The 21018-nt window shown below is 60.7% G+C and carries 21 protein-coding genes and 3 pseudogenes; 10 read left to right on the top strand and 14 right to left on the bottom strand.

Features of this window, described 5'->3' with window-relative positions; translation table 11 throughout:
• Positions 1-5: 5 nt before the first annotated feature.
• Positions 6-800, top strand: a complete 795-nt coding sequence (locus ACT6QG_RS00610; protein WP_444975675.1) for a YggS family pyridoxal phosphate-dependent enzyme — start codon at positions 6-8, stop codon at positions 798-800.
• Positions 801-1031: 231 nt separating this feature from the next.
• Here the strand turns inward: ACT6QG_RS00610 and ACT6QG_RS00615 are convergent, their stop codons facing one another.
• The 4 genes from ACT6QG_RS00615 to ACT6QG_RS00630 all read right to left on the bottom strand — a co-directional run bounded on the left by ACT6QG_RS00615 (position 1032) and on the right by ACT6QG_RS00630 (position 4684).
• Positions 1032-1955, bottom strand: a complete 924-nt coding sequence (locus ACT6QG_RS00615) for a 2-hydroxyacid dehydrogenase (protein WP_444975676.1) — start codon at positions 1953-1955, stop codon at positions 1032-1034.
• A 113-nt stretch (positions 1956-2068) separates the two neighbouring features.
• Positions 2069-3451 (bottom strand): FAD-binding oxidoreductase, encoded by a 1383-nt coding sequence (locus ACT6QG_RS00620; RefSeq protein WP_444975677.1) that lies wholly within the window; start codon positions 3449-3451, stop codon positions 2069-2071.
• A gap of 26 nt (positions 3452-3477) precedes the next feature.
• Positions 3478-4104 (bottom strand): 2-hydroxychromene-2-carboxylate isomerase, encoded by a 627-nt coding sequence (locus ACT6QG_RS00625; RefSeq protein WP_444975678.1) that lies wholly within the window; start codon positions 4102-4104, stop codon positions 3478-3480.
• Positions 4085-4684 carry a TetR/AcrR family transcriptional regulator gene (locus ACT6QG_RS00630; RefSeq protein WP_444975679.1) on the bottom strand — a complete coding sequence of 200 codons (600 nt, stop codon included), beginning with the start codon at positions 4682-4684 and terminating at the stop codon, positions 4085-4087. The genes ACT6QG_RS00625 and ACT6QG_RS00630 overlap by 20 nt, the downstream gene beginning before the upstream one ends.
• A 434-nt stretch (positions 4685-5118) precedes the next feature.
• Between ACT6QG_RS00630 and ACT6QG_RS00635 the strand changes: the two genes are divergently transcribed.
• From ACT6QG_RS00635 to ACT6QG_RS00645, 3 genes and pseudogenes are all read left to right on the top strand, one after another.
• Complete coding sequence (locus ACT6QG_RS00635; protein ID WP_444975680.1) at positions 5119-6219, top strand: LLM class flavin-dependent oxidoreductase; 1101 nt, start codon at positions 5119-5121, stop codon at positions 6217-6219.
• 53 nt (positions 6220-6272) lie between these two features.
• Positions 6273-6770 (top strand): annotated as a pseudogene (locus ACT6QG_RS00640) (acyl-CoA dehydrogenase family protein); the annotation flags it as partial.
• A gap of 367 nt (positions 6771-7137) precedes the next feature.
• Positions 7138-7362, top strand: a complete 225-nt coding sequence (locus ACT6QG_RS00645; protein ID WP_444975681.1) for a DUF2274 domain-containing protein — start codon at positions 7138-7140, stop codon at positions 7360-7362.
• A gap of 13 nt (positions 7363-7375) precedes the next feature.
• Here ACT6QG_RS00645 and ACT6QG_RS00650 read toward each other — a convergent pair whose 3' ends face one another.
• Complete coding sequence (locus tag ACT6QG_RS00650; protein WP_444975682.1) at positions 7376-8116, bottom strand: hypothetical protein; 741 nt, start codon at positions 8114-8116, stop codon at positions 7376-7378.
• A gap of 189 nt (positions 8117-8305) precedes the next feature.
• Here ACT6QG_RS00650 and dcm point away from each other — a divergent pair, with 189 nt between their 5' ends.
• From dcm to ACT6QG_RS00665, 3 genes are read left to right on the top strand one after another with little or no spacing between them, the layout of a single operon-like run.
• Positions 8306-9535 carry a DNA (cytosine-5-)-methyltransferase gene (gene dcm / locus ACT6QG_RS00655; RefSeq protein ID WP_444975683.1) on the top strand — a complete coding sequence of 410 codons (1230 nt, stop codon included), beginning with the start codon at positions 8306-8308 and terminating at the stop codon, positions 9533-9535.
• Positions 9528-10007: a very short patch repair endonuclease gene (locus ACT6QG_RS00660; protein WP_444975684.1), complete on the top strand. Its 480-nt coding sequence runs from the start codon at positions 9528-9530 to the stop codon at positions 10005-10007. Before dcm ends, ACT6QG_RS00660 begins: the two co-directional genes overlap by 8 nt.
• Positions 9985-11235 carry a type II restriction endonuclease gene (locus ACT6QG_RS00665; RefSeq protein WP_444975685.1) on the top strand — a complete coding sequence of 417 codons (1251 nt, stop codon included), beginning with the start codon at positions 9985-9987 and terminating at the stop codon, positions 11233-11235. The genes ACT6QG_RS00660 and ACT6QG_RS00665 overlap by 23 nt, the downstream gene beginning before the upstream one ends.
• A 423-nt stretch (positions 11236-11658) precedes the next feature.
• Here the strand turns inward: ACT6QG_RS00665 and ACT6QG_RS00670 are convergent, their stop codons facing one another.
• Complete coding sequence (locus ACT6QG_RS00670) at positions 11659-13404, bottom strand: ATP-binding protein (protein ID WP_444975686.1); 1746 nt, start codon at positions 13402-13404, stop codon at positions 11659-11661.
• Positions 13401-14438, bottom strand: a complete 1038-nt coding sequence (locus tag ACT6QG_RS00675) for an SIR2 family protein (RefSeq protein ID WP_444975687.1) — start codon at positions 14436-14438, stop codon at positions 13401-13403. Before ACT6QG_RS00675 ends, ACT6QG_RS00670 begins: the two co-directional genes overlap by 4 nt.
• Positions 14439-14614: 176 nt before the next feature.
• Between ACT6QG_RS00675 and ACT6QG_RS00680 the strand changes: the two genes are divergently transcribed.
• Complete coding sequence (locus ACT6QG_RS00680) at positions 14615-15430, top strand: hypothetical protein (RefSeq protein ID WP_444975688.1); 816 nt, start codon at positions 14615-14617, stop codon at positions 15428-15430.
• Here ACT6QG_RS00680 and ACT6QG_RS00685 read toward each other — a convergent pair.
• The 7 genes and pseudogenes from ACT6QG_RS00685 to ACT6QG_RS00715 all read right to left on the bottom strand — a co-directional run.
• Positions 15408-15866 (bottom strand): annotated as a pseudogene (locus ACT6QG_RS00685) (conjugal transfer protein TrbE); the annotation flags it as partial. The gene ACT6QG_RS00680 and the pseudogene ACT6QG_RS00685 overlap by 23 nt on opposite strands.
• Before the next feature lie 78 nt (positions 15867-15944).
• Positions 15945-16517, bottom strand: a pseudogene (locus ACT6QG_RS00690) (lytic transglycosylase domain-containing protein); the annotation flags it as partial.
• The gene (locus tag ACT6QG_RS00695; RefSeq protein WP_102906887.1) at positions 16514-16849 is read right to left on the bottom strand and encodes a DUF736 domain-containing protein; all 336 of its coding nucleotides are present in this window, start codon (positions 16847-16849) and stop codon (positions 16514-16516) included. The pseudogene ACT6QG_RS00690 and the gene ACT6QG_RS00695, both read right to left, overlap by 4 nt.
• A 34-nt stretch (positions 16850-16883) precedes the next feature.
• Positions 16884-17429 (bottom strand): S26 family signal peptidase, encoded by a 546-nt coding sequence (locus ACT6QG_RS00700; RefSeq protein ID WP_108437627.1) that lies wholly within the window; start codon positions 17427-17429, stop codon positions 16884-16886.
• Positions 17426-17944, bottom strand: a complete 519-nt coding sequence (locus ACT6QG_RS00705; protein WP_198877219.1) for a DUF2840 domain-containing protein — start codon at positions 17942-17944, stop codon at positions 17426-17428. Before ACT6QG_RS00705 ends, ACT6QG_RS00700 begins: the two co-directional genes overlap by 4 nt.
• A gap of 61 nt (positions 17945-18005) precedes the next feature.
• Positions 18006-19082 (bottom strand): replication initiator protein A, encoded by a 1077-nt coding sequence (locus ACT6QG_RS00710; protein ID WP_444975689.1) that lies wholly within the window; start codon positions 19080-19082, stop codon positions 18006-18008.
• Entirely contained in the window at positions 19083-19352 is a 270-nt protein-coding gene (locus tag ACT6QG_RS00715) for a helix-turn-helix transcriptional regulator (RefSeq protein ID WP_018426335.1), read from the bottom strand.
• A 460-nt stretch (positions 19353-19812) separates the two neighbouring features.
• Between ACT6QG_RS00715 and ACT6QG_RS00720 the strand changes: the two genes are divergently transcribed.
• Both ACT6QG_RS00720 and ACT6QG_RS00725 read left to right on the top strand, forming a co-directional pair.
• The gene (locus ACT6QG_RS00720) at positions 19813-20100 is read left to right on the top strand and encodes a DNA -binding domain-containing protein (protein ID WP_253120560.1); all 288 of its coding nucleotides are present in this window, start codon (positions 19813-19815) and stop codon (positions 20098-20100) included.
• Positions 20101-20205: 105 nt separating this feature from the next.
• Positions 20206-21018, top strand: coding sequence for an APH(3')-I family aminoglycoside O-phosphotransferase (locus ACT6QG_RS00725; protein ID WP_258124095.1), 813 nt, complete (start codon positions 20206-20208; stop codon positions 21016-21018).

Here is a 21018-nt window from a genome sequence, read left to right on the forward strand (position 1 = left end):
CCGGTATGCCTGCATCCCTGAGCGCTGATTTCAGCCCGGAAGATATTGCCCGCTTCGGCAATAACCCTGCCGAATCCTTTGCGGCCAATCTGCGGGAGGTGAAAAGGCGCATCGCCGCGGCCTGCATCCGTGCCGGCCGCCCCCCGGATGGTGTGCGTCTTCTGCCGGTGACCAAGACCGTTCCTGCTCACATCCTGCGGCATGCCCATGCCGCAGGAATCACCGATTTTGGTGAGAACAAGCTGCAGGAAGCGCGTGAAAAACATGAGGTGCTTGGGGATCTGGGGATCTGCTGGCACATTATCGGTCATCTCCAGACCAACAAGGTGAAATATCTCGTCCGCTTCGCATCGGAGTTCCATGCGCTTGACAGCTTGCGTCTGGCGCAGGAGCTCAACCGCCGGCTCGATGCGCTGGGGCGTGATCTGGATGTGTTCGTGCAGGTGAATACATCGGGGGAGGCCAGCAAGTTCGGTCTTCATCCGGATGATCTGCTCTCCTTTGTGAACCGGCTGCCGGAATTTCCGCGCCTCAAGCCCAGGGGGCTGATGACGCTGGCTCTTTTCAGTGCCGATGCCGAGCGGGTGCGCCCCTGTTTTCGCCTGTTGCGTGAATTGCGGGACAGCGTCGTGAAGCTTCACCCCGGTGTGACGCAGCTCTCCATGGGCATGTCTGGCGATTATGAACTTGCCATCGAGGAGGGGGCGAGCGTGGTGCGGGTGGGGCAGGCGATATTCGGCCCGCGCCCTACGGATGATGCCTATTACTGGCCGGGGCTCACCGCACCATCCGGCGGCTGAGCGCTGCCGGGCGGTCCTCATCGCTCTGCCTCCAGCACGGGAACCGAGGACCGGAAGCATGACATCGCCGCAGGACTATGATGCGCGCATCCGTCCGGGGCTTGCGGCCATCACCGGGGCCTGCATCCCGTTGAGCAGGTGAGAGGCTCCAGCTTCCCGGCCCGGCAGGAGGGCAGGGGAGAGATGATGCGTCCCTGATGATGCCGCCATTGGCCGGCAGGGAGCGGGAATCTAGTAGCCGCGCTCTCTCTTCACGAGACCCGCAGGATCCTCATTGCGCTCATGGCTGGCAATGGCCTGAATGATATGTTCCACCGCCGCTTCGGGCTGGCTGACCGTTGCAATGTGCGGTGTGATGATGACCTTTGGATGCCGCCACAGCGGATGTTCCGCTGGCAGTGGCTCCGGGTCGGTCACATCCAGCATGGCGGACCTGAGATGGCCGCTGTCCAGCGCCTCCAGCAGGGCCTTGTGGTTGAGTTGCGGTCCGCGTCCGGCATGCACGAGGGCGGCGCCACGCGGCAGTTTGGCGAAGAGGCCGGCATCCAGAATGCCGCGCGTTTGCACCGTCAGCGGAAGCAGGCACACGAGGATATTGCTGAGGGAAAGAAATCTCTCAAGGCCATCAGGCCCATGGTGGCATGAGACGCCCTCAAGATCATGCGCGGTTCGGCTCCAGCCCGCCAGCCTGAAACCGAAGGGCTTCAGGGCGGAGAGGGCGGCGGTGCCAAGCTGGCCCAGCCCCATGACGCCCACACAGATTTGCTGTGACATGCGCGGCGCCACCGGCATCCACTCGCCCTGCGCCTGCCGGACAACATAATGGGGCAAGTCACGATGCAGCGCCAGCACGGCAAGGGTCACATATTGCTGCATCATCCCGGCCAAATGGCCATTCACCATCCGCACGATGCGGGTGCGGGGTGGCAGATCGGCCGCAATGAACTGGTCCGCCCCCGCACCTGTCGCCAGAAGCAGCTCCAGATTGGAGTATCGGGCGATATTCTGCGGCACGGCCCATGTCACCATATAGCGCACATCTTGCGGACTGAGCGCGTCCGGGTCGGTTTCAAAGCGCAGATGCGGGAATGCAGCGGCGAGAGCTTCCCGGTAGATCCCCGCATTTTCCGGTGCATGGAGATAAAGCAGCGCCATGGTGAAAAGCTCTCCTGAAAAAGGTGGCTCCATGGTGCGGTGCCACCGCTCCCGCCAGCCCCGGCACCCGTGTCCGGCCAGATGCGGGATATGGACCTTCCATGCGGCCAGCCTCACCCCTCCGGGAGGATCTTGCCGGGGTTCATGATGCCGAGCGGATCAATGGCCTGTTTCAGGCGGGCCATCAGCTCCAGTGCATCGCCATGCTCGGCCCGCATATAGGCGCGCTTGCCCAGCCCGATGCCGTGCTCGCCCGTGCAGGTGCCGCCAACAGAGATGGCGAATTTCACCATCTGGCCATTAATGGCGGCAACCTCTTCCATTTCCTGCGGGTTTTCCGGGTCAACCGCAAAGACCACATGGAAATTGCCATCACCCACATGCCCCAGAATGACCGCCGGCACGCTGCATGTTTCCAGCAGTTTGCGCGTATGCATGATGGAGGCGCCCAGTTGCGACACCGGCACGCAGACATCCGAGGGCCAGCCGCGGGCATTGGGGCGCGATGCGAGGACCGCATAGAAGGCATTGTGACGGGCCTTCCACAAGCGGGTGCGCTCCTCCGGCGTATTGGCCCATTCGAAATTCTCGGCGCCATTCTCTTCGGCAAGGGCGCGTACCTGCTCCACCTGCTCCTGCACACTCGCGGCAGAGCCATGGAACTCAAAAGCCAGTGTATCCGCCACCTTCAGGGTGAGATGGGAGTAGCTGTTGACGGCCGCAATCAGCCCCCGGTCCATCAATTCCATGCGGGCGACGGGAATGCCCATCTGCACCACGGCGATGGCGGTATTGATAGCCTGCTCCACACTGTCAAAGGCGCACAGGGCGACAGATGTCGTTTCAGGCAGCCCATACAGGCGCAGGGTCACCTCGGTGATGATGCCAAGCGTACCTTCCGATCCGACGAAAAGGCGGGTGAGGTCATAACCGGCGGAGGATTTGCGCGCCCGGCCGCCCGTATGCACAATCTGCCCGTCTGGCAGCACGACAGTCAGGGCCAGCACATTCTCGCGCATGGTGCCATAGCGCACCGCATTCGTGCCGGAGGCGCGGGTGGCCGTCATGCCGCCTATCGAGGCATTCGCGCCCGGATCTATAGGGAAAAACAGCCCCTTGTCGCGCAACCAGATATTGAGCTGCTCACGGGTGACCCCGGCCTCGACGGTGCAGTCCAGATCCTCCGCACTCACGCGCACAATGGCGTTCATCTGCGACAGGTCTATTGAAATGCCGCCCCGCACGGCCGCCAGATGGCCCTCAAGCGAGGTGCCCGCCCCATAGGGAATGACAGGAACATGATGGGCCGCACACAGGCGCACAATGTCCGAAACCTCCTGCGTGGTCTGTGCAAACACCACCGCATCGGGAGAAGCCGTGACATGGTGGGATTCCCCGCGCCCATGCTGCTCGCGCAGGTCCATGCCGGTTGAAAGGCGGTCCTTGAAACGTGCGCGCAACGTTTCGAGTACGGTCGGGTCAAGGCGACTCGTCATGATTGTCCCATTCTGTCTGTACGCAATCAGGCCAGCGGCTGGCCGGTGCGGAGGTGGTGCCCAAGAAAGGGGAGGCTGTCCTGCCCCCAATAGAGAGTGCCCTGATACAGGAAGCTTGGCACGCCGAAGACACCGGCGGCGCGCGCACGCTCATAATTGGCCTGCCACTGGGCTTCCACGCTTGCGCTGCCGGCCTGTGCGGCAAGCGTGGCTCCGGGGAGACCCAGCCTGTCGGCGATGGCGGCGGAAATGGCGAGGTCGCCAATATTTTCCGCCCGCTCCCAGAACGCCTCCTGCAGGGCACGAGCCAGGGCCAGCCCATCCAGCCCCTGCTGCTGGGCGGCAATCACCAGAAGGGCTGCGGGGGTCGGGTCAGCAAGGCCATTCCTGTTCATGTTCAGCACCTTGCCGCGATGCGCGGCCCAGCGGTGAAGGTCTTTCAGCCAGTAGGCCCGGCGCGCTTCCGGACGGTTGCGCACATAGATGCCGCCATTTTCCTCGATCAGGGAAATGGGGAAAGCCTGCACCTCCACACCATGCTGGGCGGCCAGCGCGGTGAAGGGGGCCAGCCCGATATAGGCCCATGGTGAACCGATGGAGAAATAATATTCAATCTTCGGCGTGGCGGATGTGTCAGGCGGTGTGTGTGTCATGGGCTGCTCCGGCATGGGCTACGGCAAGGTCGAATATGGAGAGCGCACAAGCCTTGGCCTGAAGGACAGCCTGTGGATCGTGGTGGACGGCGACGGTGGCCAGCGCCCCTTCATAGAGCAGGGCGACATGGGTGGCGGGCTGCGTTTCCAGCACCCCCGCCCGGGCCAGAATGGCGCCAAGAAGCGTGCGCACCGCATTCTTGTGGGTGCGCGCCACATTCACCACCCGCTCGGAATCGCCGTGTTCCGCCACGGCCAGCGCAAAGGCGCAGCCACGAAAATCCGGGTTGTCGGCCTTCTCGAACAGCATGTCGAAAATGGCGGCCAGTTGCGCGCGCGGGGTGGGGTGAAGCTGGAGAATATGGTGGAGCGACAGGATGACCCGCTCGTGCCGTGCATTCAGATAACTGGCGACCAGATCATTCTTGGACGGGAAATAGCGGTAGAGCGTGGCCTTCGCGATGTTCGCCTCCGCCACGATCCGGTCAATGCCAACAGCCCGGATGCCCTCCCGGTAAAAAAGCGTGCCGGCAATATCGAGAATGTCATCGCGTATCGAGGCGGTTTTTTGAGGGGTCACAGCTGCTCCGCATGTCTTTCGCATGTTCATAAGGCCGGTGCAGATGTTTCAGTGGGCCACCATTTGGCAGGTGGCGCTGAAACGAAATGCGGCAGAACGCCCTGTCCAGATACGCACCAGAAAACAGCCTGTCAATAAGCCGGGGTCTGGTCGATTCCGCCTGATTCCCCATTGGCGGAGATTGGCGTGAAGTGCGATATATAGCATTCAACATATTGAAATTAAATGACAATCTAAAAATTCCGGCACATTTCAAGCCCCTGTTTTGCTTTTTCCGGAAAAATATCTTTACATAATTTCTATCGAAAATATAAACATAAGAAAGACAGGTCAGTCTCATTGGGCGCGATGTGGTGCCGAGGCGGGTCTTCGACAGGCCGGGCTCGCGCTCTGCATCTGGTCTCAGGCGCGTCTTTCATGGAGTGGAGTCAGAAATGGCTGTTGAATTTATCAGCGTCAGCTTTCCGAATGCATCAACGGATCTTGATCCGGATCCGGGTGCGCCAGTCGATCCGAAGTATTTTGCCCGATATGCGCGCACTCTGGATGCTGCCGGATTCAACTATACGCTTTTGCCCTATTCCTCTTATTCCTTTGACCCCTTTACCCTTGCGGCGACCGTGATCGCCCATACCGATCACATCGCCCCCATTGTCGCGCTGCGGCCAAACACCGTGTACCCAACTGTCGCCGCCAAGGCGCTGGCGACCCTGGACCAGCTTTCTGGCGGGCGGATCGTCGTGCATTTCATTGCCGGCGGGGATGATGCCGAGCAGGCGCGGGAGGGCGATTTCCTGCCCAAGAATGAGCGCTATGCCCGCACGGCGGAATATATCCGCATCCTGCGCCGGGCCTGGGCATCTCCGGAACCGTTTGATTTTGATGGGAAATACTATCAGATCAAGGATTTCCGCAATGCCGTCCAGCCTGTGCGGGGCACCATTCCGGTCTCTATCGGCGGGTCTTCCGATGAGGCTTATCGGGTCGGGGGAGAGCTGGCGGATATTTTCGGCCTGTGGGGCGAGCCATTGGCCGAAACGCGCCAGCAGATCCAGCGTATCCACGAGGAGGCGGCTCGCGCTGGCCGCAGGGACAGGCCGCGCATCTGGGTGACCTTCCGCCCGATCATCGCCGAGACGGATGAGCTGGCATGGGCAAAGGCCCATCGTGTGCTGGACAAGCTGAAGGCGAATGCGGGCGTGCAGGCCGCCGTGCGCCCCCTGCCGGAGAGCGGGCCGCAGAATGTCGGCTCCCAGCGTCTGCTGGAAATTGCGGCGCGTGGTGACGTGCATGATCGCGCCCTGTGGTATCCGACCGTCACGGCCACGGGCGCACGCGGTGCGACGACGGCACTTGTCGGCTCGCCGCAGACCATCGCGGATTCCCTGCTCGATTATGTCGATCTTGGTGCGGAGCTGATCTCCATCCGCGGCTATGACAATCTGAACGATGCCATAGATTACGGGCGTTATGTGCTGCCTCTGGTGCGGGCAGGGCTGGCCCGGCGCGGCCTTCCCCAAACTGCTGTCGCCTGAGGTGTGCCGTGACGGAGCAAGGCGCATCTCACCGGGGCCATGGTCAGGATGACCTGACCGATCTGGTCCATGAACTGGCGCAGGCGGCGCAGGCTGCCGATGCCACCGGCTCTTTTCCATGGGCGGGCATTCGCGCCGTGCAGGCGCGCGGTGTGCTGGAGCGCACCGTCGGCACCCGTTATGGCGGGGCCGGCCTCTCCCTGGGCGGGATGACGCGGCTTCTGGCGCGTCTGGGCGAGGGGGACCCCTCGGTTGCCCTCATCAGCGCGATGACCTTGCTTGCCCATTACAGGCAGGCCCATGCCCCGCTCTGGCCGGAAGAGCGCTATCGCCAGCTTCTGGCGCAGGCCAGGCAGGGGCTGGTGCTGGTGAATGCCGCGCGGGTGGAGCCGGATCTGGGCTCGCCCTCCCGGGGTGGGCTGCCGGCAACGCTGGCGCGCCGCACGGCATCGGGCTGGTCCATCAGCGGCACCAAGCGTTTCGTAACCGGGGCAGGCGGGCTCACCCACTATCTGGTCTGGGCGCGTAAAGAACCTCAAAGACCTTGTCGAAGACCGCTGTGTGCCGGCCACAGAACCAGGTGTCCGCGCGCGGCATGTCGATGCGCCCATATCGGGAGAGGTCATCGACGACGTCCGTCCCACAAAATGCCTGATAGGCACAGTGAATGCAGTCGGGATCGAAATTGTTTATAGACGAGGCGTTGAGGACATCGACCTTAGCCGTGTCGATTCCGGCCGCGACATCGCCGATACTGAGGTCAATACGGCCGATGCGCGAAAGCATGCGTGCCTCATCAGTCGGATAGAGCCGGCCATCATGATCGACGACCAGGTAATCCGACGCGAAGAAGTTGGGGTTCCCGGTCAGGATCATCGTCACCCGCGACCTTGTGTTCGAGCCGGTAGGAGGCTGACCATGACCAAACTGAAACTCGGCCCGCTCCCCGACGACAAGCCCGTCAAGGTGACGGTGGAACTGCCCGCGCCGCTTCACCGCGATCTGGTCGCCTATGCCGAGGTGCTGGCCCGCGAGAGCGGCCATTCCGCCGTCGATCCCATCAGGCTGATCGTGCCTATGCTGGAGCGGTTCATCGCCACGGATCGGGGGGTTGCAAAGGCGCGGCGACAGCCGAATGAATGAGGGTAATCTCTGGTTATGCAAGGCGCAATTCAGACAATCTCTCGTCTGTGATCAGCCGCAACTCACCATCGTTCAGCCCGAATGTCAGCTGTCTGCCCGTGATCGGGTACTTATGCTTGATCTCCAGATGCCAGATCTGATCGCCCTGCAGGTAGACACGGTCGATGTTCCACACATACCGGAACCATGGCTGAATGCCGAAATTTAGGAATATCCTCGGCAGCACCACACGTTCGCCAAGTGCATCTCCATATTGCGCCGAGAGGTAGCCCCAGAAACTCTGATTGATGCGTTTCGCGTGGCGTACCGACAGATCGACGCCCACATCGTGTTCATGCTCGCGACCGGACAGATCGCGCGCGGTTTGATAGAGAGGGGCCCAGTCAGAAACGCGCTTTCCATCTTTTACATGCGCGGTGACGAAGGTGTGCTCTGAGGCATCAAATCTGACCAGCCACGTATCGTATCGTCGGCCCAGTGCGATCAGATAGCGCCGAAGGCCAATCCGGCTTTCGCGATCCCAGACAAACGCATAGGTGTCCCGCCCGCCGGAATTGGCTGCGATCGCAGTATCGGCATCGATGAGAACAGGAGCGTCATTCCCGTTCTGTGGAAATGCAGCCAGATACTGATCGAACAGGCTCTCAACAACGAGGCCTTCTGCAAGCCTGTGCTTGTCCAGGGCCAGTATGCGCTGGCAGACATCGTGGTCCGAAAGGTCCAGATCTCTCAGGTTTCCGACAGGCGTCTTCATCAGTCCGGTGAGTTGCTGATTGCAGGGTAGGAGGAGTTCAGGATTCTCTTTTACCGATGCAGATCACACAGGCCAGCCTTATCCTCAGAATATGCGCCCCTGTTTTCTCTTTGTTCTTGCCTGAAGGGTCGCCTGAAGACATAGTGTCAGAAAGATTCCCAGATTAGAATCTGGTGGCGGGGTTCCGGAATGTACACAGAATTTGACAGCCTGCTGCAGCGGACGGGCTGGTCAGTCGCAGAGGCGTCAGCGAAGCTCGGCTATTCCGAGGGCCACATCTACCGGTGGAAGAGGGGGGAGGAAACCCCGCGCGAAGCCGTGCTCACAGTTCTTCAGATGGAGGTGGAACGACGCGCCCCGTCTGCAGGAAGCAACGCATTTACCTTTATCGATCTGTTTGCCGGCATCGGGGGATTGCGCCGGGCCATGGAAAGCGCCGGTGGGCGGTGCGTCTTCACCTCGGAGTGGGATAAATACGCTCAGAAAACCTATCTGGCGAACTTCCCAGACAATCGTCCGATCGCAGGTGATATTCGTGAGGTCGCGGAAGAAGACGTTCCGGAGCACGATGTGCTGGTCGCAGGCTTTCCCTGCCAGCCATTCTCGATCGCAGGGGTCTCCAAGAAGAACGCCCTTGGCCGCCTGCACGGGTTCCAGGACGAAACGCAGGGCACATTGTTCTTCGATGTGCTGCGTATCCTGAAGCACAATCGGCCGGCGGCCTTCATGCTGGAGAACGTAAAAAACCTCAGAAGCCACGACAAGGGCCGGACATTCTCCGTCATCCGCCGCAAGCTTGAAGAAGAACTGGGCTATTGCGTGCACACCCGGATCATTGATGCGGGGCATTTCGTGCCGCAGCATCGCGAGCGGATTGTCATTGTCGGTTTCCGGGATTCCGTCGACTTCAGTTTTGACGATCTGGAACTGCCCGCTTACGGGTCCCGCCGCCTGAACACTATTCTTCACCCCGAGGATGGCACCGAGAATCCGGAGGCCCACTTCACGGTCGGACGTCGCGCCGAGGTCAGTGAAAAATACACGCTCTCCGATAAGCTCTGGCAGTATCTGCAGGACTACGCCGCCAAACACCGTGCCAAAGGCAACGGCTTTGGCTTTGGTTTGTTCGGTCCGGACGACATCGCCCGCACACTCTCGGCACGTTACTACAAGGACGGCTCCGAGATCCTGATCAGCCGGGGCAAAAGAAAAAATCCCCGCCGCCTCACACCACGCGAATGCGCGCGTCTCATGGGCTATGATGATACGTTCCGGATCCCTGTCTCCGATACGCAGGCCTACAAGCAGTTTGGCAACTCCGTCGCAGTGCCTGTTTTTGCAGAGGTCGCCCGTCTGATGGCACCACACATCGCCGCAATCATGGCCGACGCGCAGGCGGATATCCGCAAAGTTGGCTGACGTTCACGATACGGCTACCCGCAGCCGCAACATGGCTGCGATCAGGGGAAGCAACACAAAGCCCGAACTGATATTGCGCAAAGGCCTGCATGCCCGTGGCTTCCGCTTCAGACTGCACGAGAAGAAGCTGCCTGGGAAGCCTGACCTTGTCCTTCCAAGGTATCACGCGGTCATCTTTGCCAATGGCTGCTTCTGGCATCGTCATGAGTGCTCGCTGTTCCGCTGGCCCGCAACGCGTGAAGAATTCTGGCGCGAAAAGATCGCAGGCAATGTCGCGCGGGATACCGCAAGCCTTACAGCACTTCGTTCTGCGGGGTGGCGCGTTGCTGTGGTGTGGGAGTGCTCACTTAAAGGAAAGCGTCGCAGAGGAAGCCAAGAGGTGATTGACGCTCTGAGCGAATGGCTTTCCTCTGATCGCGAAGTGCTCGAGCTTGGGGAGCGTGCTGTGCTTGAAGAAGAGGGGCGATTCTGACGTGGCGGGAAGGGGCTATCTGTCCGGTTACTTCATTGGCGCCGGCGCAAAAATTCTGCGGGGGACCGAGGTCGATCCCACCGTGTCCCGCGGGCATGAGTTCCAGGGCGTCGACATCTTCCGGGCTTTCGTGGGCACACCGGATGAACGCGAGAAAATTCCCGTTACCTACCTCTGGATGGATGACGAGCGGGAGGCGCCGCTCAGGCTCGAACTGACCGGGACCTGGTACAACAGCAGACAGAACCAGCCGCATCGATCGCCTGAATACCGTCTCTATTATCCGGCAGCAGCAGAGAGCGTCGTGTATCGCGCGAAGGCCGGAGATACGCTCTTCCTCTGCATGACGGCAGAGCGAAGGGTTCTGGCAATCCTGTGTCCGTCTGGCAGTTCAGCTGAGCAGAAGCTGCTGTGGCTGTTTGGGCTTCAGCTGACCGATGATTACGCGCTGACGCAGCGCGATATCGCGGGTGATGGCGGGCGCGACATAGACATCGCTGCGAGGTTCATCCTCGACGAGCTCGGCATTGAAGCGGAAGAACCCGAGCCTGACGCACTCGGTCAGCTGGTCGCCCGGTTCGGAACGACGTTTCCCGGAACTGCTGCATTCTCGGCCTTCGCGCGCAAAACCCTCAAAGGCATTGATCCCCTCGCTGACCCGGATGCTGCTCTGGTTGCATGGATGGAACATGAGGAAGCTCTGTTCCGGCATCTGGAGCGTGTCGTGGTCGCCGAGCGGCTGAAGGCCGGTTTCCTTGATGGAGACAATGCCGATGTCGATGGCTTCCTGTCTTTTTCATTGAGCGTGCAGAACCGTCGGAAGTCACGCGCAGGATATGCCTTCGCGCATCATGTCGAAGCTGTGCTGAAGGCATGGGATGTCCGCTACAAGCGCGAAGCCACGACTGAAAAGCGTAACGCCGCAGACTTTCTCTTTCCCGGTGAGGCAGAGTACGCAGATCCGGAGTTTTCAGCTGCCGGTCTCCGGATGCTTGCGGTCAAGACCACCTGCAAGGATCGCTGGCGTCAGGTTCTGGCAGAAGCGGACCGCATCAGGTCAAAACACCTGCTTACGCTTGAGCCTTCGATCTCGAGAACGCAAACGAGCGAGATGCAGGCGAGCTCATTGCAGCTGGTGCTGCCGCGGTCGGTGCACGACAGCTATCATGCCGATCAGCGGGAATGGCTGATGGATATCAGGCATTTCCTGGATGTTGTCAGAACGTAGGCCAAATCGCGCCTCCAACCGTCGAATTATCGGCGAGCAGCAGCCAGGCTAGAGTCTCGGCTCAGGACACTATTATCATGACAAATTTTTTGGATAGAGTAGTGTTCGGCAGTGGACTGAAAGTCAGCTGCGCGCCTTCATATTGTTCGTTAGCCGCACCAGTTTGTGACTCTGAGAAGCTGCCGGTCCTGTAGGGCAGATATAGATGTCTCGTATGGGGTGGGAAACGGACTGGCCGGTTTCGGGTGACTATGCCGGGAAGCCTGTCATTGATCACGCGAATAGGCTTCGACTGCAAAGCGCCTTCATCTAAGTCGTTCAGCCTATTCGTCGCGACCCTGAAACCTGCCATTCTTTAATCGGTCTCGCTGCAGTAGCGAGAACGGCGGCTGAGATCCTGCTGACAGTCGCCTTCGAAGCGACCTAGTTCGACCGGGTCTGGCTACGCAGGCACTCGACCGCTGCTTCAAGTAGCTTCTCATCGGGTTGCAATGTGCCCCACTCCTTCCAGAAGTCTCGCGTAGCGCTGTCAGGCTTCACCTGCGGCTGATCCAACTTAATCCGCGTGGGAAGTAGGACCGCATCGCCGAGCAAAAGTGCTTCGCCGGTGTCGAGAAGCGGAAGCATTGCCGTCAAACCGACGAGAGAATCCGGCATCAACCGCTTGATGACGTTCTGATCGCTGTCATTTGTAAGCCGCAGGGCAAGGAAGTTGTTGCACTGGGAAAGGATTGTTCGGCTCACGTCGGAGGGGCGTTGGCTCACCACAAGAAGAGAGAAGCCGTACTTTCGGCCTTCCTTGGCAATGCGCTCAAACGACCACAGGGCCTGCCGTTGTACGGCGTCGGCATCGTCCTTCACTGGAAGATAGAGATGCGCCTCATCGCACAGCAGTGTAATTGGTGTGCGTGACTCCGCGTTCATCCAGAATTGGACGTCGTAGAGCAGGCGGGCAAGCGTGCCGGTCACGACCGGCAGCACATCGGCGGGAACCTCGGAGAAGTCGATGATCTTGATGCCATTGCCTGAGTCGGCCCGCAGCAGTTTCACGATCTGCTTCGCGAGCCACCCATAGTCGAGCGCTTCAGTAGGCGGCGAGAACATAAACCCATATCGGCGATCATCGAGCTTCGCTTCCAGGCGGGAGATGAAGCGCGTCAGCTTATCTTCCCAATCTCCCTTGATCGCGGCACCGTTCTTACCGACTCCTTTAGCCGTGTTGTCGGTCTTCAAGCGGTCGACCAACTCCGAGATGGCGTAGGGGATTGGAGAATCGACGGTGAAGGTTTCCTTGACCGTAGCCTTTTTCGCCATGTCCAGCGTTGCGCCTTTTAGCTCGCGGACATGGAGCGTGAAGCGTGAGGCCTGATTTGGCGCGTTTTGATCGCTGCGATCCAAGATCATCGACAGCATCTCATCGCGGTTCAGGAGCCAATATGGTAGAAAGAGAGAGTCGTCTTTCGATGCGGCGAGGTCACCAGGGCCGGCAATTCTGAAGCGCTGCGCGAAGCCACCTTTACTCTTATCAGCAAGGGGGGCGTACTCGCCATGCATATCAAATACAACGAGATTAGGGTATTTGAGCTTGGCTGCTCTCTCGAGGATGAGGGCGACTGCCCAGCTCTTACCAGAGCCGGTGCTGCCGAGAATTGCAGCGTGACGCTGGAAGAAGCGATCACCACTTGCGATCGCTTCAGCGCTTCGATCAGCGACAAATGTGCCGAGCTTCAAGCGCTCGTCGTCAGAAAAGCCGGCGCCCAGGATCCCCATGAACCGCTGGAGGTTGCCGCCCTCGATGACAAAACAATCGCGGTCGATCTGCGGAAAACTGTCCGCGCCGCGCTTGAAGGTGTCGACCTTGTCACCATCAACGGTTCGGTAGGTGCCGATTACAAAGGCCTGCATGTGATCCGCAGGCGAAACGGTCAGCGCGCCGAATTCGCCACCTTCTGGGTCAGGGAGCTCTTCGCGAAGTGAGCGAGTGACCCGGTCGGTCATCCCGATCAGAAATTCCGCCTGTGTCGCGCCTTTGATGGCGATGAGTTGACCGATCCCAACGCGCGTCAGCATTTCGGAATTGGTGACGTCTATGGCCACGCGACTGGTGTCGACACCGGCCACGCGCCCAATCTGATCGTTCTCCGTAAACTCAAGTGCCGGGCCACTCATGCCGTCAGAACTCCCTTCACAAAACCATCGAGATCCCAGTAGTCGATACCGGGGTAGAAAATCTCCGCTCCATCGACGATGATTCGGGCGCCGACATTTCCACCGTCTTCGTGGAATTCCGCCGCAACCACGTTTTTGTTTTCGATCGCTATTTCTCGCGCCTTGGCGGAAAGCGCATAGGTCAGGATCACGGTCTTCACGCCCGATTTGATGCGTGGCGTGAGATGGGTTTCCAAGTGATCGTCGTTGAATCCGTAGCCTACGATGAGAAAGCGGCGCGCCTTGTCGATGGCGTCGTTCCCTTTTTCCCGGTGCTTGTCGAACGGACTCTCGTACCCGCTGCGGAACTTATTCAGTCCGGGCGTGATGATCAACCGCGGCAACGGCAGTGTTCCTGCATAGCGGACCGGATTACCCTCGCGATGGTACCAGTCCAGGCTGCCGTGAGGCTTGAAGACATTGGCCTTTGAGGCAAACTTGTATCGCACGTTCTTGCCTACTAGCTTCACGTGGCGGCAGAAGCTCCAGTAGCTGTCCTCGGGATCGAGTCGAGCAGCGAAATGGCCGCAAAACATCGTATCGACGCCCAGTCCGGCTTCCTCGCAGGCCAGCTCAGCAAGACGATCATAGTTCGTCGTTACGATTGGAATGCCGGTGCCTGGTTTCAACAGGTGCGGGATGAGCTTGGTGAGCCGAAGCGTCCTCGTATTGTTGAATACCTCCGCGATGATGTTTGCCTCGGAGGCGGCGATGAAGTCTCCGGTGCTCTGTACGATAGCCGCCTCAAGGGACGGGGTAGGCGCGTGTTTCAGCAGCGCCGCTTCCAGACCATCGGTTTCGATGAGGGGATGGATCTCTTCCCAGAGTTTCGTGTCTTCCGGGGAAAGACTGGCTGGTATGTGTGTCACCAGATGATGCCCGAGCGCGCCCATGCCGGGAACGCCCTCTGCACAGGACAGTCCTGAGCCGACTATCAGAACCAGACCATCGCCAAGGTGTTCCTGAAGTTGCTTCTTTAACGCACTTAGTTCCACGAATCCCCACCGACGTCACAGCGCCATCCCCAATCACAAAGTACAATCCGTCATCGGAGGCAAGCAAGCGCGCTTTGCACAATATTTCAATGTGCTGGATTGCTTCATGCTGTGCATTGGTCCCGAAATGGACTTGGCTGTCCAATTCCATTTATTTTACCTCAATATCATGCCGAATGATCTTTCTGCTTTTGGCAAAAAGCCCGCTGTGCAACACTCATCGTGCTGCTTTGGCGGTTGGATCGCAACGCCTCTCGCACCATCAGCGTGGCGCACCTGCCACCGCGTGGCGTCCACTCTGGCAGCAAGTGAGCGAGGGAAGTGATGATCGATCGCGATTCGGATCAAGCATGGTTGAAAAGACCAAGATAATCGAGGCGGCGGAAAACAATCATACGCCGCCTGGTTGGCCGATCGAGTTGATTGAGTTCGAACCAAGCGGCAAGGCGCCGAAGTCCCATGGCGACGGGGTCTACCGTTTCGGTGCGGCGCTGACGCTGAGCGTGATTCTTCTTCGCCGTGGCTGGACGCTCATCAAGCAAACCAAGAATTATGCCTATCTTAGACCGCCGGCCGACCAACCAAAGCCGCCGTTTCATATCTCGATTGCGGTTCCGACGCGGGCGGAATGTGTGGCCATTGCCAAGCGAAGCCGAGCGCGCGGTGAATCGTGGATGGGACAACTCGGAGAGTGGCCAGCCTGGTACCACCACGAGCGCAATCGCGACATGCGTCGGATTTGGTGGAACAGAGACATCGGCGAGATGGAGTCGGAGCTTCACCCTGTTCCGCCGCAGTCGAGCCTTCACATTGGCGAGTGGGGCATTTGGCAGGCCGAGGTCAATGACGATAGCGGCGACTTCGTGGTCACCAGATTCGCGCCGAAGCCCGGCTTATTAGAAGGGGCGACCGACCAAGCGGCGATCAGGCCGGTTGGCGAGGATGAAAAACGCCAGCACCACCAGCGCCCAGGCTTTGCGTGGCGAAGATGACGCTGGCGTTCTTCTTGCGCAGCGTTTTTAGCCACTCCCGGAGCTGACCGGCGAACCCCTCGTCGTCCAGCGCAAGCCAGCCTTCATCTATGATAAGAAGCGTCGGCCGCCCATCGAGCCGGTCGCCGATGCGATGGAACAGATAGGCGAGCACGGCCGGGGCCGCGCCGGTCCCGACAAGGCCCTCGATCTCGAACGCCTGCACATCGGCCGAGCCGAGGTGTTCGGCTTCGGCGTCGAGCAGCCGGCCATAGGCACCGCCGACGCAGAACGGCCGGAGCGCCTGTTTCAGCTCGTTGGATTGCAGCAGAACGCTGAGGCCCGTGATCGTGCGTTCCTCGACCGGCGCGGAGGCGAGCGAAGTCAGCGCCGTCCAAAGATACTCTTTGACCTCGGGCGTGATGGCGACGCCCTCGCGCATGAGGATGGCGGCAAGCGGGCGGCCCGTCGCGCGGTGCTCGTCATAGCGGCCGGGGCCGGCGTTAAAGGCCGCAAGCATTGCGCCGACATTGCCGTAGCGGTCGAACATCTCGCGCAGATAAGCGGTGCCTGCGAGGATGTTGTCGCGCGGGTCATAGGGATCACGGCCGAGGCCATGGCGGACGCGCAGGCCCGCCCATGTGTCGGGCATCACCTGCATCAATCCCATCGCCCCGGCCGACGAAATCGCGCGCACATCGCCCGCGCTCTCGGCGTGCAGCACGGCGCGAATCCAGTGCTCTGGGATGCCGAAACGCTGCGACGCCTCGGCGATGTGCGCCGCATAGGGCTGGGCGGCAGCCGGGCGCTCAACCGACGCGGATTGCGCGACAGCGACGCCCGATCCCGCGCAGGCGAAAAGCGCGCCGGCCAGTATCAGGACGGCATAATGCCATGCAGTCCTGTCTCCGCTTCGACACCAGCCTGCCAGCGTGCTCGCTGCGGTCAAGGGCAAGGCGCAAGCGCCGGCCGATGGCCGCCCCTGACCTTCGCTGTGCGCGCCGGCCGTCCGGTGGCCGAGCGGAACGAAGGGATGAGACGGCTTTTCCGCGAACAAAGGGATGACGATCTTGGACCGGATGGCGGGCCGGACGCGCGCGGCCGTCATTCGTCATCCTCGATCTTCCGGGCGTGCTTCCAACGCAGGGTCCAGACCGAAGGATCGTCGTTGGACTGGAACAGTTTGGCGCGGATCGGGAACGGGAAGATTGGTCCCTCCAATCGCATCGAAACGAACTCGCCAGCGTTCTCGCTGGAGTCTTTCCATGCGGGTCCGGCGTCCGGGCCGTCCCCGCTATCGAGGCGCACGCGATAGTCGGGGGCGTTTTTCACGTCGCTCGGTTTGGCCGGGACGATGAACAGCTTTTCGTGGAGGCCGAACGAATGAAGCACTCCCGCATAGCCGGTTTCGGTGCGGGTGAAGGTGCCTATTTCTGCCATGGAAATCTCCTGCGGTTGGTTCTCGGGGGGAATTTCAGTGCGTCGGCGCGCGCCACTCGTAGCGGCCGACGCCTTCCTCATCGGTCCAGAGCGGGACCGCTCGGCCGATGACGGAAACTGCGGGGATGGGTCCGAAATACCGGCCGTCGAGGCTGTCGCGGACTTCCCAATTCATGAGGAAAAGCTGGTCGTCGCCGATGACGCGGCAGCCCTGCCAGACGGGCAGATCGCGGCCGAGGCTGTCACGCTCCAGCGCCTCGCCCATGTCGATCCCGTTCACCGTGATCGTGCGGCCGGTGCGGCAAACCCGCTGTCCAGGCAGGCCCAAGACGCGCTTCAACAGCGGGACGCCGCGCGCGATATAGCCGCGCTCGACCATGAAGGCGGCCAGCGGTTCGGGCGGCATGATGGCGACCAGCTCGGGCACGTCGAGCGCGTCGGCCGGCTCTACCGTGTAGAAGCCGACCGGCGCGCTTGCCGTGGCGTTCCAGATGAGTTTTGCGGGCCAATGGGAGGCGCTGGTGGCGGCGATGCCGATGACGGCGAGCGCCGTCACCGCGAGGGTGCGGCGGCGCGTCATGGGTCGATCCTTCGGCGATGAAGCCAAGCGGCATGTCGCTCGGGGGTGTAGGCGTGCGGCTCCAGATTGGCGGTCAAACGGTTGTGGACGTGCCGCCAGTGGTCCGGCGAGGCGTCGGCCGGATCGAGGCCGAGCGATTCCACGGCGTCGATGGCGGCAAGTGCACGCTGCACCTTGGACCAGCTATCGAGGCGCAACAGGATTTCGCCGCCGGGGCGCACGAACGGCAATGTCTGGAACGGCTCGCCGCGCCCGATGGCGCGCACAATGTCAATGCGCGAAACGACAGTGCCGTGCTCGCCCTTCGCCCATCGCACGAAAGCAAAGACGCTGCCCGGCGCGAAGCCGACGAGACTGCGGCGGCGGTCGATGATCTGCTCGTAGCTCTTGCGGCCGAAGCGTATCCAGTGCTCGACCTTGCGCTTCTCGAAGGTCAGCTCAACCAACGTGGTGAAGGGCGCAGGCCCGTCCGGCAGCGGACGGCCGTGCGCGCTGCGATGGGCGCGACGGGTCATTGTGCGTCTCCGGCGATGTGCTGGTGGGGAGTGCGCGCGTGCGCTGCGTCAACGGCGTGGGTCATGGCTCGCCGCTCCCGGCAGAACCGGCACCACGCTTCGCGTGCGCGCGCGTCAAAGAAAAAGAGTTAGATTCTCTGTTAGATAAGTTAGCGGTCGGATTCCGCTTTTCAGGCCAAAGCGTTAGCTGCGGTTCGTGCGCCTGATCTGCCGATAGTCGTGCGCCTGATGTGCCGATACCCCGTGCGCCTGATCTGCCGATGGCATTAACAGGGTTATCAACAGTGCCTGTTGACGAATTATCGGGGCGGATGCGCAGCAGCTCACGGCTGTCTTCCCGCTCGATCTGGAGGCGGTAGCCGGGGAGTTGCTGACGGGCCGCGATCCGGCGTAGGTCAAGCGCGAAGTCGGACGGCCGTGCGAGGCTGCCGGACTTCTGATGAAGGTGCGCGACCTCGAAACTCCAGCCATGACGCTGGTGTCCGGCGTGCTTTCGGGCGACGCGGTAAAGCCATCGCTCGATGCCGCCAGTCAGCCGGAAATAGGCCGGGTCGATGGTCAGGACCAGCGAGCGGTCGATGACGCTGTTGTAGAACCATTCGGGCAGGACGAACTCCATGCCCTCAACGCGGCCGGCGCGCGTCGTCATTTCCTCCCATTCGTTGATCCAAGAAAACTGGCGGCGACGCCAATGCGGGCCGTTGCGAATGGTGGTGGCGATGACGGTCGATTGCAGCCGCGCCAGCGCAGCTTTCAAAAGCCGGTATTGCTGATTGCCGGTCGGTCGTCCGATGGCGCGCAACAGATGGTAAGGCGTAAACCGGACAAAGCGCGACGTGGTGAGGCCGTTGTTCTCGGCCGCGACGATCTGCGAGGCAGCCCATATCAGCACATCGGCGTCCCAAATGGTCGCCATCCCATGCTCGGGCATCCCGAACACCTGCACCTCTATGTCGGCGGCCTTGTAGAGAATCGGCTTGATGCGCGGGGTCTTCGCCAGCGAGAAGAACGGCCGTTCCATCAAGTCGCGCTGGTCGCGCGGCGGCGCGTCGCCCGTTGCGACCACGAAGGGGTCCAGGCGGCTGCGCTCGCTGTCCTCGGCCGGCTGCGCAGGGGCGTGATCGTCCTCGCGCAGCATCTAGCAGTCGCCCCGTTCTTCGGGCGTGAGCGGACGCGCGGGAAAGACCGTGCCGGCGGTCTTGTCGCGGGTGGATTTGCGCTCGCCGGCCGCGCTCCAGTCTTCCAGATCGCGGACGGTGTAGAGGACGCGCCCGCCGACCTTGCGATAGGTCGGCCCGGTGCCGTAGGTGCGATGTTTCTCAAGGGTTCGGATGGATATGCCGAGGAAGCGTGCAGCTTCCTTGGTGCGCAGCAGGCGCGGCGGCAGGCCCGCAAGCGGGTTGGGCATGGATCACCTCCAGTCGGGATTGGGCTGCCGGGGGCGGCAGCGGACTGTGGCGAACCATGGCGAGGCATCGGCGGCGCGTAGCGTGCCGCATTTGCGCCTATGCGCTGACGGCACCCCCTGCGGGCGTGTTTCGGGCTAATAACGGAAGGATTTCAGCGGCTCATCGCCTGCCGGGCCGAATAGGCGAAGACATTCGCACGCGGTTCGGCTAAGAATGTCGGTGGAGCAGACGCGCTGCTCCGGGGCGTCGAAACCCCTCACGAATGGCTGGTGCTGGCCAGAACGGCACCAACTCCTTGACCTATGGTCGGGGAGCCTGTGGCGTATACAACAGGCTTTCCGAGCTAAAGGCCATGGGGCCGTTTCGTGACGGTTTCGAACTCCCCGATCACCAAGAGTCAGAGAGAATCGTTTGCGGGGGCGCACCGCAGACAAGCTCTCTCGGATACGGGGAATGACTATGCGGGTTCCCGTCGAACTCGATCCCGATGTGGACGACATCGCGCCGACAGGCGACAACATAACCGTCTATGACGAACGGCATTTCGTGACGTATCTGCGCCTTCTCGATGCGAAGGCCGAAGATGCGGACTGGAAGGAGGTCGCGCGGATCGTGCTGCACCGCGATCCGGTCGCCGAGGAACTTCGGACCTATCGTTGTTGGCAAAGCCATCTCGAACGCGCGCAATGGCTGTCGCGTGAAGGCTATCGGAAGATTCTGGAGCAGGCGGTAGCCAACAAGGTATGAAGATCGGAGATAATTTCAGCTTGTTTCTTGTCGCAGATTTCGGGATTGTTGCGACAACTACCCGCAAGTAGGTTCACGCAAGCTATGGATGAATATAGGCAAGCTATGGATGAATATAGGGAAGTAAACTGCGCGGAGATGCCAGTGCCGGCGGGTTTATCGGAAGAGGTGAAGGGATATTCGTGGGCGCGGAATAATGTCGGTGAGTCCGGGGGAGTGGTATATCGGCTCTACGGCAAGGCAGGTGCACCCGATCTCTTCCTGAAGCATGGTCGCGATACCGTTGCCAATGATCTCGTGGATGAGATGGTTAGACTGCGTTGGATGGCCAACCACATAGCGGTTCCCACCGTCACGCATTTCGTCAGCACTACCGACGAAGCCTGGCTCCTTATGACGGCCTTGGCAGGTGAAACCGCATATCAGGCTCTGGAAGCGCGTCCAGAGGAGAGAACGACCATTATTGATGCGCTGGCGGACTTCCTTCGGACGCTACATGCAATTCCGATCAGCGAATGTCCATTTACCAGCGATCATAGCTATCGACTCGGACTGGCGCGCAAACGGATCGACGCCGGCTTGGTCGAAGAAGACGATTTCGATGAGGAACGCGAAGGCTGGACAGCAGAACAGGTTTGGCAGGAAATGCATCGGCACCTGCCTTTCATGGCCGATCAGGTTGTCACACATGGGGACTTCTCGCTCGACAACCTTCTTATGGTGGATGGTGTGGTAATCGGCTGTATCGACGCAGGCCGTGTCGGTATTGCCGACCGCTACCAAGATTTGGCGATACTCTGGAACTGTCTCGGAGAGTTCGATGAGGCGTTACAGGACAGGTTTCTCGCCCGGTACGGCGTTCCTAAGCCAGATCCAAGCAAGCTGCTATTCCACCTGATGTTGGACGAGCTTTTTTGA

It is taken from the genome of Haloleucobacter ellipsoideus, assembly GCF_052491725.1.